This is a genomic window from Gimesia sp. (assembly GCF_048262075.1).
Lineage (GTDB): Bacteria > Planctomycetota > Planctomycetia > Planctomycetales > Planctomycetaceae > Gimesia.
Genome location: NZ_JBLXFK010000016.1, coordinates 96611 through 109282 on the forward strand (window position 1 = coordinate 96611; position 12672 = coordinate 109282).

Sequence of the window (12672 nt, forward strand, 5' to 3'; positions counted from 1 at the left end):
GAATCCGGCTGTTTGATCAAAGAGAGTGGAAACCAAAAGTGGTGTCGTATGCTATTTACGATAACGGGATTGGCGCATAAAAAAAGTGCAAGGCGGTCAGGCACTTGCACTTTGTTGAGACTTTGAGTTTCTGCGATTACTTGCTGGCAATTTTTGCAGAATCAGTAATGGCAAACCAGCCGGAATTAACAGGCACATCCTGTTTGGCAACCTGCGGTGCAGAGAAGCTGGTGCGAATCGTCAGGCGTTCGGCACGAGGTGCTGATTTCCAGGTGATTTTCTGGTCCAGATTCAGAGGACGCACCCGCAGAGGAGGAAAGTTCGTTTCCTGTTCTGCTTTGGGGGTTTTAATTGCAGGTTCCTGAATCGGAGCCGTCTTTTTCTGGGGGATGGCGGTTTTAGGAAGTTTGCCATCGGGGGTTGGTTTGAAGGCGTCTGTACTGCCACCACCGAAGAAATCATCGTTCTTTTTTTCTTCTGGCCCAAATGCTGGCTGCTTGCGTTCGGAACCGGGGAGTGCAGGGGTATTGCCAGGCATAGGCAGCTCTTCTACATCCCGTTTCAGCGGGGTTTCGAACAGGTCCTTGGCTTCATTTTTTGGCATGGGCGTTGAATTCATGGGGCTGCGATCATAGCGTCGCTTTTCGAATCCGGAATCTTCCACACCGGGATCTGGCTTGCTGGAATTCATGGGGTCATCGGCGAATGTTTTTGGTGTAGTGCTTTCCACTTCACGAGGTGGAGGAACTGGGTTTCCAGCGTTCGGATCGGGGGTGGGAGTACTGGCGGTAGCAGGATTATAGGAGACGCCACATTGTCCGGTACTGCAGCCGGCTGCACCGCAGGCACCGGTTGAGCATCCGCCGATACCACAGCCACCCATTCCACAGGAGCCACAGCCTACCGGGCCGTAATAACTGCCGGTGGAAGCATAAGCATTTCCACCACTGAAATTACGATAACTGACGCCCACCGCTTGAGGGTTGTTGAGGAGATACCAGCGGTATGCCGCGCGGGAACTACGTCTTGTCTGACTGCGATTCATGGTTCCACCATAGTAGCTGGTGTAACCGGGCTGGCCACAGCAGTTGCCGCCGTTCATCATGCCATATCCACCATAGTTGGTGGTATAGGGGGCAGGAGCGTATCCAGCACTATAAGCCATCGCACCATTACGACTCGGGCCAAACAGGGCGTTATACGTCCAGGGGATGACTCCCGCATTGGACTCTGCCAGGGACATCATGCCAATGGTCAGGAAACAACCGACCGTAAGGCATACTTTTTTCAGATTCATTTTTTTACGAAGACTCATCATCCATTCGACCTTTTTAAATCGAGCTTAACGATTGCACGACCAGGGGCAGTAAGCCATGCCGAAAGAAGACGTAGTCCATCACGCCAGATTCTCTATATTTCCAATTATTTCGAATATATCGAAAACTTATCCATAAGTTACTCTTTTGTACCCGGACGATCGTACCGATGTCAATGATTGGGTTTGTTGCTCTGGTCGGTTAAACTAAGTTTTTAAACAGTAATTTATAATAATTCGCGATAGTCTCTATTTTAACTAAAGTCAGATTTGTCGGGATTGCACCTGTATTTGAGGCTCAATTTTCATTCTGATCGTTCTAACGCGGGTTTTTTATCAATGAATAATTATAAGTTGATGTAATGGAAAGACTTAACGGAAATAATCTAAGCTAGAGTCTCGCTTCGACTGAGACTGCTAGACAGAATGTACCCAGGCTGGTGTTTCGGCCCGAAAAGCAGCGGAGTTCCTCTACCCCAAAATTCGAAAAAATGGTAACGTTCGCAGCCTGAATCTGGCAGCACCCTGTCAGATTTCAGTCTGGTAACCTGATATTTTTGATTCAGCTTCGTGACTTCAGGGAGGAAGATCACCAGAGCGTATGAGAGATCGTTGTGCCAATACGTTTACTGAGTCCCGGTTCGGCGTGCCGAATTTGAGTCGCTCAGAGTGCGCGCGACGTAGGATCTTCTGTAAAAGTAGGGGATGGTTCTGCCTGGCGGTTCTCTTACTGATCTGTTCGAGCTGTGTGAGCTGGAAACAGAAAATGGCGATTCTGGATTCCGAGTCGCAGGATCTGGTCGAGCAGGTGCGGGTTGCGACCGAGAGTGGTCGTCAGGAGCAGGCAGCAGAACTGTTAAAGCAGGCCGTCGCATCGAATCCCAATAATGCTGCTGTGCGTCAGCAGTTGTCGGAGTTTCTGATTGCCAATGGTTACTCGGAAGAAGCCATTCAGCAACTGCAGAAGACGACGGTTCTGGCCCCCGATGATCCGCGACCTTATATTGATCTGTCTTACCTGCTGTATGAGAAGAAACAATACACGGATGCGTTGAAAAATCTGGAACTGGGCCTGACGCTGGATCCGACGAATATTCGTGCCCTGATTCTGAAAGGGGAACTGGAGGAACTGGCGGGGCTGAATTCCTCGGCTGTGGAAACGTATCATCGCGTGCTGCAGGTCGAACCTTACAACATCGTCTCTCGGCTGAAGCTGGCCGGACTGGAAATCAAGCTGGGTGAACCGAACAGGGCCACCCCCATTTTACGCCCGATCTGTCATAACACGAGTGCGACGATTGACCAGCGGGCCGAGGCACAGTGGATGCTGGGGATCGCTTATGGTGCCGAGCAGAGATGGACGGATTCTGTAGCATCGCTGGAGCAGGCGCTGAAGAATCGGGAGCAGGTTTCTGCTGATGACTGGTATCGGGTGGCGTATGCCTGCCTGCAGGCCAATCAGATGGCAAAAGTATATCCGGCGGTGACCCAGGCTTTGACTTTGAATCCAATGCATACTGAAACGAATCGCCTGTCAAACTTTCTGACTCAACAGACCAACCAGATGAATATTCAACAGGCATCCATGTATACACCTCTGCAGCGTCCCGGTTTTATCGGACAGCAGCCGGAACGTATTCCGATTGAAACTTTGCAGCCCCCCCAGGGCTGGGAACGCAAAAACAGACTCTCTGTTTCTTCTGCCAGACTAAAACGGTAGAAAGTGCGTTTGTACAGAATCGGGGGCGTTAACTGTCTTCCTTGCCTGGCGATATGAACCAGATCACTCAGATCAGATTCTAACAGTTGAAATACTGTAATTTCAGGTCAGAAAAGGGCTTATTTCGACGAAACCCGGGCAATGAGATAATTTTGATACTTGAAAAAAGTATCTACGGGACTAAATGATATACAGGTAAAACTTTGCTATAGTATGAAATAAAGAGTGGTTTTGATTAATTTCAGATGAATTAAAAACGGTCCCCTCCCGCTCGGTGATTGAATCGTTGGAGTTCTTCCTTCGGATCTCCTCGTTCAGACGCCTTGAGGGAAACTTCCGTATAAAGCTTTCCAGTACCAGCAGCCTAACAGCAGTGACAGACCAACGAAAGACGTTTGTATGTTTGAATTTGTTTCCGATGCTCTGAATCTCAAACAGATGGGATCAACCGATCAGGGTATACCATCCGTTTCGTCCACAGACTCCCGCGCAGCATCCAAATCAAGCCTGATGCCAGATGTCGCGAATGAGTCACTTCCTTTAACCGGTGGGACGCTGGAACGTGTGGGTATGTCAGGGGTGGAACTGGTTCTTCGCTTACGCGACGCATCGGGCGAAATTTTTCGTACCCCCGCCCGGGCCGATGCTGCCGTCAGCCTGGATGATGAAAACGTCAAAGGCATTCACATGTCACGTCTGTTTCTGAGTCTGAACAATCGACTGGCGGACACTGAACTCACACTGCCTGTCGTGAACGAAATCCTGCAGGATTTTATCCATACACATCAGGATATGAGTTCGAGCAGTTACCTGACCTTAACTTACGAGCATTCCCTGAAACGTCCTGCGTTACTCTCCGATCATGCCGGCTGGCGAGCCTATCCGGTCAAGATTCAAAGTGCCTGTCAGCAAGGCGTCTTTCGTCATCAACTCCAGGTTCGGCTGACTTATTCCAGTGCGTGCCCCTGTTCAGCCGCTTTATCGCGTCAGTTAATCCAACAGGCGTTCGAAAACCGGTTCGCTGATCAAAGCGAACTGACACATGCTGAAATCGTGGAGTGGTTGGGAACACCGGAAGCGATACTGGCAGTGCCCCACAGTCAGCGGAGTCATGCTGATGTGTGTATCGAACTGGAAAGTGACGTCGAAGAATTTCCGATTGAGTCGCTGATTGATTACCTGGAACGCGTGATAGCCACCCCCGTGCAGACGGCTGTCAAACGACAAGACGAACAGGAGTTCGCCCGACTGAATGGTGCGAATCTGATGTTTTGTGAAGACGCCGCCCGAAAGCTGAAAGGCGCGCTGGAAGGGCATACCGGCGTGAAGGATTTCCGCGTGGAGATCAACCACCTCGAAAGCCTGCATCCGCATGATGCTTCTGCGGTCGCGATCAAGAATCGGTCGTAATCATCCCTGCCTGAAGTCACGATTTAAGCCTGCACTGTTGCAGGCTTTTTTTCTGGTGTGATTCAAAAACTGAGGTGTTGACCGAGTCGTCCCGGCTTTCTATTTTGACTCGAGTAGCGACTTTTTTGAACTTGCTTCTTGCCAAGAGTCTGCAGATTCAATAACTTAATTTTATTAAAGAAGCTACTTTTGGTTTATTGTAGCGGCATGCGGGAGTTCGGTTCCTGCTAAACGCGGTTTAATTCAGGAAAGCGCAAATGTATTTGAAACGACTACTAACGATCACCTGTGTCTGTCTGGCTGCTGTCTGGAGTGTTGGTGCGGAAGCGGGCGACAAAGTCATTACACCTAAAGATGGTGTGATTCATCTGTTTAATGGCAAGAATCTGGATGGCCTGTATGTCTGGAACCGCGACACCGCTTATGAAGATCCCCGCGAGATCTTCACTGTAAAAGATGACATGCTGCACATTTCCGGCGATGGTTACGGCGGACTGATTACCAAAAATGATTACCGTGATTATCACATGGTCATTGAATTCAAGTGGGGCGAAAAAACCTGGGGCAAGCGGGAAGACCGTGCCCGCGATTCCGGCGTGCTGATTCACTGTCATGGTGCCGATGGTGGTTACGGTAATACCTGGATGGCTTCCATCGAAGCACAGATCATCGAAGGGGGCGTGGGTGACATTCTGGTCTTAACAGGCAAAGACCCCAAGACCGGCGAAGCGATTCCCACTTCACTGACCACGAAAATTACCAAAGACCGCGATGGCGAAAAAGTCTGGAAGAAAGACGGCGAAGAAATCACTTTGAGCTCTGGCCGAATCAACTGGTTTGGTCGCGACCCTGACTGGGCCGACAAAGTCGGGTTCCGTGGTAAGGACGACGTCGAAAGCAAATTCGGCGAATGGACGCGGATGGATGTGATCAGCAAAGGTGGCGAGATTGAATACCTGGTCAACGGCGTCGTTGTGAACGCAGGATACAACGCCAAGCCAGATCATGGCAAGCTGCTGGTGCAGACCGAAATGGCTGAGATGTGGGTTCGCAAATGGGACCTGTATCCACTGGGCGAAGCACCCAAATACAAGAAAGACTAACTTTAGAGCGCATCACATTTAACCATAGCGTCTCGCAATCTAATATACTCGGGCCAAACAGCCCTGGAGACGCTACAGTAAAACTAGACATAGTCTAGTCGTTTCGAATCCAGCCCTGTTGCGGTGATGACCGGAGCAGGGTTTTTTTGTGCGCGGAGAGCATCCACAAACCAGTTACACAGAAGATCTGTCTATCGGAACGCGTTATTTCTTCATTGTCACCGGAGAGTCTTTAGTGTCAGCCAGTTCGGGGATTTCATCCTGCATGACGGTAAACATCTCGGCGACTTCGGGTTTGAAGACATCGCCGATCAGGATGTCGACGAGGTTCGATTTGTATTGCGGGTACTGTCTGAGGAAATTGCCGAAGCTGAATCCGGGGGTGTAGAATGCGTAAACCAGTTTGCGAAAGTTTTCAACGCCTTCTTTATATCCGGGATACCACTGGCTCAGACGCTCGACTGAAAAGTCGTTAGTTTCATACGCCTCATTGATGGCATCGGCGATCATTTCGCCTGATTTCATTGCCAGGAACACACCGCTGGAGTAGACCGGATCGATGAAGCCGAGTGCGTCGCCGGCGAGCATCCAGCCGGGACCCGCAGGTTGAGTCGAGTGATACGAGAAATCTTTGGTGGTCATGAACTCGGTGACGGGCTGGGCTTCGGTCAGCCGGCGTTTAATGCCGATACAACGCTCGACTTCCTGGAAGAAAATTTCTTCACTGTTCCCCCGTTCTTTGGGAAACATGTAGTTCATATCGCCGGTACAGCCGATGCTGACGACATTGTCTGGAAGTGGAATATACCAGAACCAGGAGTGTTTCCCTTCGGTCTGCAGGATGAGGGTAGCTCCTTCATCGATACCGGGATCGCGTTGTGCATTTTTGAAGTGTGCCCAGACGGTTCCTTTTCTTAAAACCGGGTCATTCTGTTTGAGCTTCAGTCGATTGGCAATAAATCCTGATTGCCCGCTGGAATCGACGACCAGTTTAGCGGTGATCTCGCGAGTTTCCTGGTTACTTAATTTGACTTTGACGCCGGTGACCTGTTCGCCTGTGGTGAGCAGATCAGTGACCTGAACTTCACTGTAAAATGTGGCGCCCCTGGTTTTGGCATTGTCGATGAGCATCTGGTCAAATTCTGCGCGGTAGACCTGCCAGGTTTGTGAGCTTTCGTGGTCTTTGTAGTCATGGAAGTAGAAGGGCATCGTCTCGACGCCTTCATCCGTCACAAACTGCACACTGAATTTCCTGGGAAAGGCAGTCTGTTTGAGCTGCTCAATCAGGCCGAGCCGTTTAAGGGGCCAGTAGGTTTCCGGGATCAACGATTCGCCGACATGGAAGCGGGGAAAATGGGCACGATCGACCACGAGGGTTTTACGACCCTGTTCTGCCAACAGGGCAGCCACGGTGGAGCCTGCCGGGCCGGCTCCGATGATTACGACATCGTATTCAGATTCGAGTTCAGGCTGTTCTTTCAGGTTTGAATCAGACATGGAAAACCCTTAGTCAGTCAGTTTTAATTCAATATAGCGAGCAAGCAGTTTTACTATTATGTCTCCATAGCCTTCCAGGCCGAGTCGTTTCGGGATGAAAGCTATATTGTTTCAGGGGAAATGCTCTCCCCGGCTGGATTCCAGTGAGTTATAGCAGCGGAGACGAAACTTCCAAGAGGTCAATTGCCGGTTGTTGATTACAAAAAATAGTCGCCAGGCGTCCATAGGTTACCTGGCCTGGTTCAATTTTCATCACTTTTGACAGGCCGGGACCGGCAGTAATACGGAGTACGGCGCCCAGGTCGACATGTCTGAGTACGTTGTGGTTGATTAACACACGACCCAGCGGAATTTCACCTGCGAGGATTTCGTCTTTGACGGCCTGGGTGACATAATCGAAATTGAATCTGACGATCCCGAACTGCACAACGTCGTCGGTGCCACTTTTGGATAACAGGATCTGTCTGCTGTAGATATTTCCGTCCAGTCGCTGATCGAGCACGGTGACGTCAACGGAGGTCTTGTGATATTCCTCCATTGTGACGGTCATATGATGATAATGTGCGAGTAATGATTTATAAGGTTCCGGGAGACTGGCAGAGGAAACGTGTTCAGCCCGTTCGAACAGTCGTTGTTCGTTGGGAAACAATTTGACAAGTGCATCGAGTTCGTCTTGTGGGTTCACTTGAAAATGATTTCTTTTATCAGGGGAGGGTCGGGAGGATTATCAGCTATCTGTTAGCATAGAAATTTTATGTGTATCTTACCATACGGTGTTCGGGTTCAAAATATTCGGTCAGCAGGCTGTCTGCCTGGAGCATGCCTTTGCGTGTCAGCTTCACCTGGGAATCGTCATAGGTGAGGTAACCCGCTTTCTGCTGATTTTCCAGCGCTTCTGAAAATTCCTCGGTCAGATCGACGCCAAATTTATCCTTGAAGGGCTGGGTCAGTACGCGACCTTCTTTGAGTTGCAGGATGAATTCACGAATGAGCCGCTGGTGTTCGGAAGGCTCCAGGGCGCGATTGATAGGCAGATCCCCTTTTTCGACGGTTTCCAGATAGTCTTCCAGTCGGTCGAGGTTCTGGTAATGGACGCCTTGCATATGCCCGAATGAAGAAACACCCGTGGCGATGATATCATTGCCTCGGAAGAGATTGTCACGGTAGACGAAACGATCTGTTTCGGGGTTTTTGACCAGTTCGTTTCCGCTGGCGAGGTGATAGCCTTTCGCCTGCAGTGTTTCGATGGCTTCGTTCATCCAGCGGCGTTTGGTCGTCCAGTCGGCGATAGGAGAGGTAAGGCCCATCTCTTTCATTTCTTTGGAAATGATCGTGTTGTGGGGGAGTTCCATCTGGTAGATCGTGATGTTATCGGGTGCGAATTCGGCGGCTTTTTCCACGGACTCGGACCAGTTCTCATCGGTTTCTCCCATCATGCCGGCAATCAGGTCGATGTTGACCTGGGGGAAGCCAACCTGTTGAATCCAATCGTAGGCTTTATAGACTTCAGGAGTGAGGTGGGCACGTCCGTTGGCTTCGAGCAGTTTGTCATTGAAACTTTCCACTCCCAGGGAGATGCGGGTGATGCCAATCTCTTTGAGGGTCTCGACCTTTTCCTGATTCAGCGTTCCGGGTTCACATTCAAAAGTGACTTCTTTCGCCGTTTCCCAGGAGAGCAGGCTGGAGAGGCGGTCGCGAACGGAGAGCAGTTGCTTTGAACTGAGGTAAGAGGGAGTTCCGCCGCCGAAGTAAGTGAAATCCAGGGTGCGTCCCTTGATGGCTTCGACCTGGCTCAGCATTTCGAATTCCTGCTGCAGCGCCTGTACATAGCGTTCGATGGTTTTGGCATTCTGTTTTTCGTAGACACGGAAGTAACAGAATTTGCAGCGTTTGCGGCAGAAGGGAATATGAATGTAGAGCCCCATGGGGATCGAAGTATCTGGACTTTGATGCAGAACTTCGTGGATGCGGGTGACGTATTCCTGCTTCCACTGAGAAAAAGGGGGGTAGTTCGAGACAAAGTAACTGCCGATTTCGGTGGTGCCTGTTGCTTCCAGATCCATAGTTCTCTCAACGTTTTAATTAAATGTTCAGTGGGATCAGCGCTTGCTTTGCTGCTGTTTGTGGGGCTTACCAGTTATTGTCACTTCTTTCCGAAACAATACAAGGCACCATTTCGGGATTCTGTGCCGATGATCAAATGTCCCGACCCAATGGCGGGTGAAGCGGTGATGTCATCGCCCAAATTCTTTTTCCAGATGGTCTGCCCCGTCTTCAGGTCGAGTTCATAGAGATTGTCATCGGACGAACCAATAAATACCCGGTTACCGAGGATGACCGGAGAACTGTCAACACGCCCGCGTGTGCCAAAATCCCAGACTGATTTTCCGGTTTTCCGTTCGACACAGTGGACCTGTTTATCACGGCCGCCCGCGACGACATATTCGTTGGTTACGGCTGCGGAGGAATGATAGGGGAATTCTTTTTTGGGGTCTTTAAAACGCCATTCGACTTTGAGGTCTTTCCAGTTAACGGCAATGATTTCACTCGCATAGGTGCCAACATACAGGGTGTCCCCCATCAAGGCTGGCGAAGCGATCAGGTAGGTTGCCAGAGGCATAATGCTGTGTTGTTTGCCGGTGGCGATATCAATGACGCGGAGCTGCTCATCGCAGCCGGTCACAAACGTGAAATTTTCCACGATCGCGGGGGAGCAGTTGACGTATCCGTCCGTTTCAAAACGCCAGATGAGAGAGCCATCCTGCTCTTTGAGGCAATACAATGAATTGTCATAGCTGCCAAACAGAAGTTTCCCGTCTGCAGTGACATTCGCGCTACTGATAATCTCGGCGTCGGTTTTGAATTGCCAGAGTTTTTTCCCCGTCTTCAGATCAATCGCGTGAAAAATTCCGTCTTCATCGCCCAGGTAGACGCCTTTCGTCGTGACCAGGGGAGAGGCTTTGAAACCGGGGGCAAATTCTTTGGGATCGGGGTTTTCAATCGAGCGGTATTTCCAGATCGGTTTCCCTGTCTTGAGCTCCAGACACTCGACATAGCCGTTGAGACCCGCCATATAGACACGATCGCCGACAATTGCTGCGGTGGAGGCGATGCCATCGGAGGACGAATGCTGCCAGAGCAGTTCCAGTTCGGCGGGCAGTGTTGATTCTGCGATTCCCTGCTGCAGTTTGCCATTGCGAAATGAAGACCAGTTTCCCTGTTTTTCCGGGGGAGTGTCCGCTGATGGCTTGTCTGGTTTGCCGGTGACGTCCGGCTTTTCGGCTGCGGGAGCACAACTGATCGAGCAGGCCAGCAACAGTGTGGTAATCAATGCCGGAGCAAGCCGGCTGACGAATCGGGAATCAGTTAAAACGCGCATTCGTACAAATCCCTTAGCGAGGATTGATCGACGGGACGGGGATTGAAGTTACCGGTCCACTGCCGAGATGCTTCTTCTGCCAGTTGGTCTACCAGGTTTGGATCGACTTCACATTCGGAGAGAGTTGTCGGTGCACCTGCCAGCGAAACCAGAGACTGAAAATGTTCAGCGAGTAAGCCTGCACCCGCGGGATCTTGAGGATCACAGAGACCGATGTCGGCTGCGAGTAGCGAGTACTGTTGTCCTACGAGTTCCGCATTATAGCGAATGACGTGGGGCAACATGATCCCAATGGCAATGCCGTGTGTCAGGCCAAAATGAGCAGAGAGCGGGTTGGCCAGGGCATGCGTAGCGCCCAGCATGGAGTTCTCGATGGCTGCGCCTGCGAAATGGGCGCCCAACTGCATATTTCCACGGGCTGTCAAATCGTTGGGGGAGTTGAGCACTTGTGGGAAGCTGTTTGCCAGCAGCGTCCAGGCACGGCGGCTGAAGAGCTGTGAGATTTCATTGCGTGGTTTTGTGACGAATGTTTCCAGAGCGTGGCTTAATGCATCGATGCCGGTGACATGCGTGACCGAGCGGGGCATGGTCAGTGTGAGCTCGGGATCGAGAATGGCGACGAGGCAGGCTGCTTTTTTATCGCCGCAGGCCATTTTCATATGCGTTTCGGGATGAGCGATGACGGCGAAGGACTGGGCTTCACTGCCGGTCCCCGCAGTCGTGGGGACAGCGATTAAGGGGAGCATCGGTTTGCTCGCTTTGCCGACGCCCCAGTAGTCTTCCATTTTTCCGCCATTGGTCAGCAGGAAATTGATGCCTTTCGCGCAGTCCATACTGCTGCCTCCCCCCAGTCCAACGATGAGATCGATCTCATGCTGGCGGGCGACCTGCAGGCCCCGTTCCACGTCTTTCGTGGTGGGATTTGCGTGGACATCATCAAAAATGGTGATATCAATGCCGCCCTCCTGGAGTGAAGCGACGGCACGGGCTTCGTGACCGGCGGCAGCCAGTCCTTTATCGGTGACCAGCAGCACTCGTTTTGCAGCAGCTGCTGAAGCGAGTTCTCCCAGGCGGTTCAGTGAACCGCTGCCGAACACAATACGTGTTCTCGGTTCATAATCGAAGGCAGAAAGTGAGGCCCCTTCTCCCAGTTCCGCATCGAGTTTTGTAGTAGCTTTCGAATCCATGACAACCATAATTTCCTTGCGATTTCTGTCAGGTTGGTCAGGCCGAGTGATGAGTCACACTGACAGGTTAAATTCTTAATCCGATTCTCTGGTGGTGAAGTTGATGAACAGGATCAAAGTTGTCTCAATATTATCTGGCGAGATTTTCAGGCAGGTTTCAACGGGTAAGCAAATTCAAAACGGAAGCGATCCATTTCCATTCTGTTTCCATTTAACACCGATGTTGTTAAGCAGGCATCGTTTGAAAAAAACTAAAACGCGTTGCTACTGACTAATTCTGATCGAAACCGGCAGGAATTTCCAGTAGTCAGCACTGATTTATAAGAGTTCCCTCCTCATAAGCGAAGTGAAAATGTAAGTTTGGGGAAATCTTACTCTAAATATAGTCTGTTATTGTGGATATAAACTTCGACGGAGCGCGGCGTCATATAGCGGACACTTCTATTTTCGTGAATCCGCTGCCGGAGGTCGGTTGAGGAAATTTCGATGCCCGGCATGGTGACCCAGAAGATTTTTGTGTCGATCGACTCGCCAAATTTCTGTTTCAGCTCGGTCAGGTCTGGTAGACTAATGTTAGGGCGATTAACGCCGATCAGGCTGGTCAGTTCCAGAATAGCCTCTGGTTCACGCCAGGTGTGCAGGTCGCGGACGGAATCTGCGCCGATAATGAGGAAGAACTCGTCCTGCGGGTGCAGTGACTTGAGTTCCTGCAGGGTTACTATTGTATAACTGGGGCCTTCGCGGTGCAGTTCCAGGTCTTTGATGAGAAATGCGGGGTGCCCGGCGGTCGCGAAATCGAGCATTTCCCGACGTTGTTTGCCAGGTGTAACTCCCGTGTCTTCTTTGTGAGGCGGATTACCGGCCGGGATAAACCAGATTTGATCCAGCTCACACTGCTCGCGGCACTGTTCTGCCATTAGAAGATGCGCATTGTGCACAGGATCAAACGTTCCGCCTAGTATTCCAATCCGCATCGATTTATCGTTTCTATCCTGATTTCCGCTCTCGGCTGCGGTTCATGTCCGCCTGGAGGGGAGTTGAGGAATCTTTTATCGCGAAAA

At 50.8% G+C, this 12672-nt stretch carries 10 protein-coding genes; 3 read left to right on the plus strand and 7 right to left on the minus strand.

Features of this window, described 5'->3' with window-relative positions; translation table 11 throughout:
* Positions 1-136: 136 nt before the first annotated feature.
* Positions 137-1318, minus strand: coding sequence for a hypothetical protein (locus ACN0YH_RS24025; RefSeq protein WP_417382133.1), 1182 nt, complete (start codon positions 1316-1318; stop codon positions 137-139).
* Between the two features lie 763 nt (positions 1319-2081).
* Here ACN0YH_RS24025 and ACN0YH_RS24030 point away from each other — a divergent pair.
* The 3 genes from ACN0YH_RS24030 to ACN0YH_RS24040 all read left to right on the plus strand — a co-directional run bounded on the left by ACN0YH_RS24030 (position 2082) and on the right by ACN0YH_RS24040 (position 5548).
* Complete coding sequence (locus ACN0YH_RS24030) at positions 2082-3035, plus strand: tetratricopeptide repeat protein (RefSeq protein ID WP_417382134.1); 954 nt, start codon at positions 2082-2084, stop codon at positions 3033-3035.
* A 399-nt stretch (positions 3036-3434) separates the two neighbouring features.
* Positions 3435-4445, plus strand: coding sequence for a GTP cyclohydrolase FolE2 (gene folE2 / locus ACN0YH_RS24035; protein WP_417382135.1), 1011 nt, complete (start codon positions 3435-3437; stop codon positions 4443-4445).
* A gap of 257 nt (positions 4446-4702) precedes the next feature.
* Complete coding sequence (locus ACN0YH_RS24040) at positions 4703-5548, plus strand: 3-keto-disaccharide hydrolase (RefSeq protein WP_417382136.1); 846 nt, start codon at positions 4703-4705, stop codon at positions 5546-5548.
* A gap of 204 nt (positions 5549-5752) precedes the next feature.
* On the opposite strand, the gene ACN0YH_RS24045 is transcribed toward ACN0YH_RS24040, so the two are convergent.
* The 6 genes from ACN0YH_RS24045 to nadD all read right to left on the minus strand — a co-directional run bounded on the left by ACN0YH_RS24045 (position 5753) and on the right by nadD (position 12585).
* The gene (locus ACN0YH_RS24045) at positions 5753-7045 is read right to left on the minus strand and encodes an NAD(P)/FAD-dependent oxidoreductase (RefSeq protein ID WP_417382137.1); all 1293 of its coding nucleotides are present in this window, start codon (positions 7043-7045) and stop codon (positions 5753-5755) included.
* Between the two features lie 148 nt (positions 7046-7193).
* Positions 7194-7730: a hypothetical protein gene (locus ACN0YH_RS24050; RefSeq protein WP_145230842.1), complete on the minus strand. Its 537-nt coding sequence runs from the start codon at positions 7728-7730 to the stop codon at positions 7194-7196.
* 67 nt (positions 7731-7797) lie between these two features.
* Entirely contained in the window at positions 7798-9108 is a 1311-nt protein-coding gene (locus ACN0YH_RS24055) for a coproporphyrinogen-III oxidase family protein (protein WP_417382138.1), read from the minus strand.
* A gap of 80 nt (positions 9109-9188) precedes the next feature.
* On the minus strand, positions 9189-10424 hold the full coding sequence (locus ACN0YH_RS24060) for a PQQ-binding-like beta-propeller repeat protein (protein ID WP_417382139.1): 1236 nt from the start codon (positions 10422-10424) through the stop codon (positions 9189-9191).
* The gene (locus tag ACN0YH_RS24065) at positions 10412-11611 is read right to left on the minus strand and encodes an iron-containing alcohol dehydrogenase (RefSeq protein ID WP_417382140.1); all 1200 of its coding nucleotides are present in this window, start codon (positions 11609-11611) and stop codon (positions 10412-10414) included. Before ACN0YH_RS24065 ends, ACN0YH_RS24060 begins: the two co-directional genes overlap by 13 nt.
* Positions 11612-11982: 371 nt before the next feature.
* On the minus strand, positions 11983-12585 hold the full coding sequence (nadD, locus tag ACN0YH_RS24070) for a nicotinate-nucleotide adenylyltransferase (RefSeq protein WP_417382141.1): 603 nt from the start codon (positions 12583-12585) through the stop codon (positions 11983-11985).
* Positions 12586-12672: the final 87 nt, after the last annotated feature.

What these genes read in the sequence shown, in the direction of transcription:
- ACN0YH_RS24025 (WP_417382133.1), bottom strand. Translation starts at nt 1,318, where the DNA reads ATGATGAGTCTTCGTAAAAAAATGAATCTGAAAAAAGTATGCCTTACG.
- ACN0YH_RS24030 (WP_417382134.1), top strand. Translation starts at nt 2,082, where the DNA reads ATGGCGATTCTGGATTCCGAGTCGCAGGATCTGGTCGAGCAGGTGCGG.
- folE2 (WP_417382135.1), top strand. Translation starts at nt 3,435, where the DNA reads ATGTTTGAATTTGTTTCCGATGCTCTGAATCTCAAACAGATGGGATCA.
- ACN0YH_RS24040 (WP_417382136.1), top strand. Translation starts at nt 4,703, where the DNA reads ATGTATTTGAAACGACTACTAACGATCACCTGTGTCTGTCTGGCTGCT.
- ACN0YH_RS24045 (WP_417382137.1), bottom strand. Translation starts at nt 7,045, where the DNA reads ATGTCTGATTCAAACCTGAAAGAACAGCCTGAACTCGAATCTGAATAC.
- ACN0YH_RS24055 (WP_417382138.1), bottom strand. Translation starts at nt 9,108, where the DNA reads ATGGATCTGGAAGCAACAGGCACCACCGAAATCGGCAGTTACTTTGTC.
- ACN0YH_RS24060 (WP_417382139.1), bottom strand. Translation starts at nt 10,424, where the DNA reads ATGCGCGTTTTAACTGATTCCCGATTCGTCAGCCGGCTTGCTCCGGCA.
- ACN0YH_RS24065 (WP_417382140.1), bottom strand. Translation starts at nt 11,611, where the DNA reads ATGGATTCGAAAGCTACTACAAAACTCGATGCGGAACTGGGAGAAGGG.
- nadD (WP_417382141.1), bottom strand. Translation starts at nt 12,585, where the DNA reads ATGCGGATTGGAATACTAGGCGGAACGTTTGATCCTGTGCACAATGCG.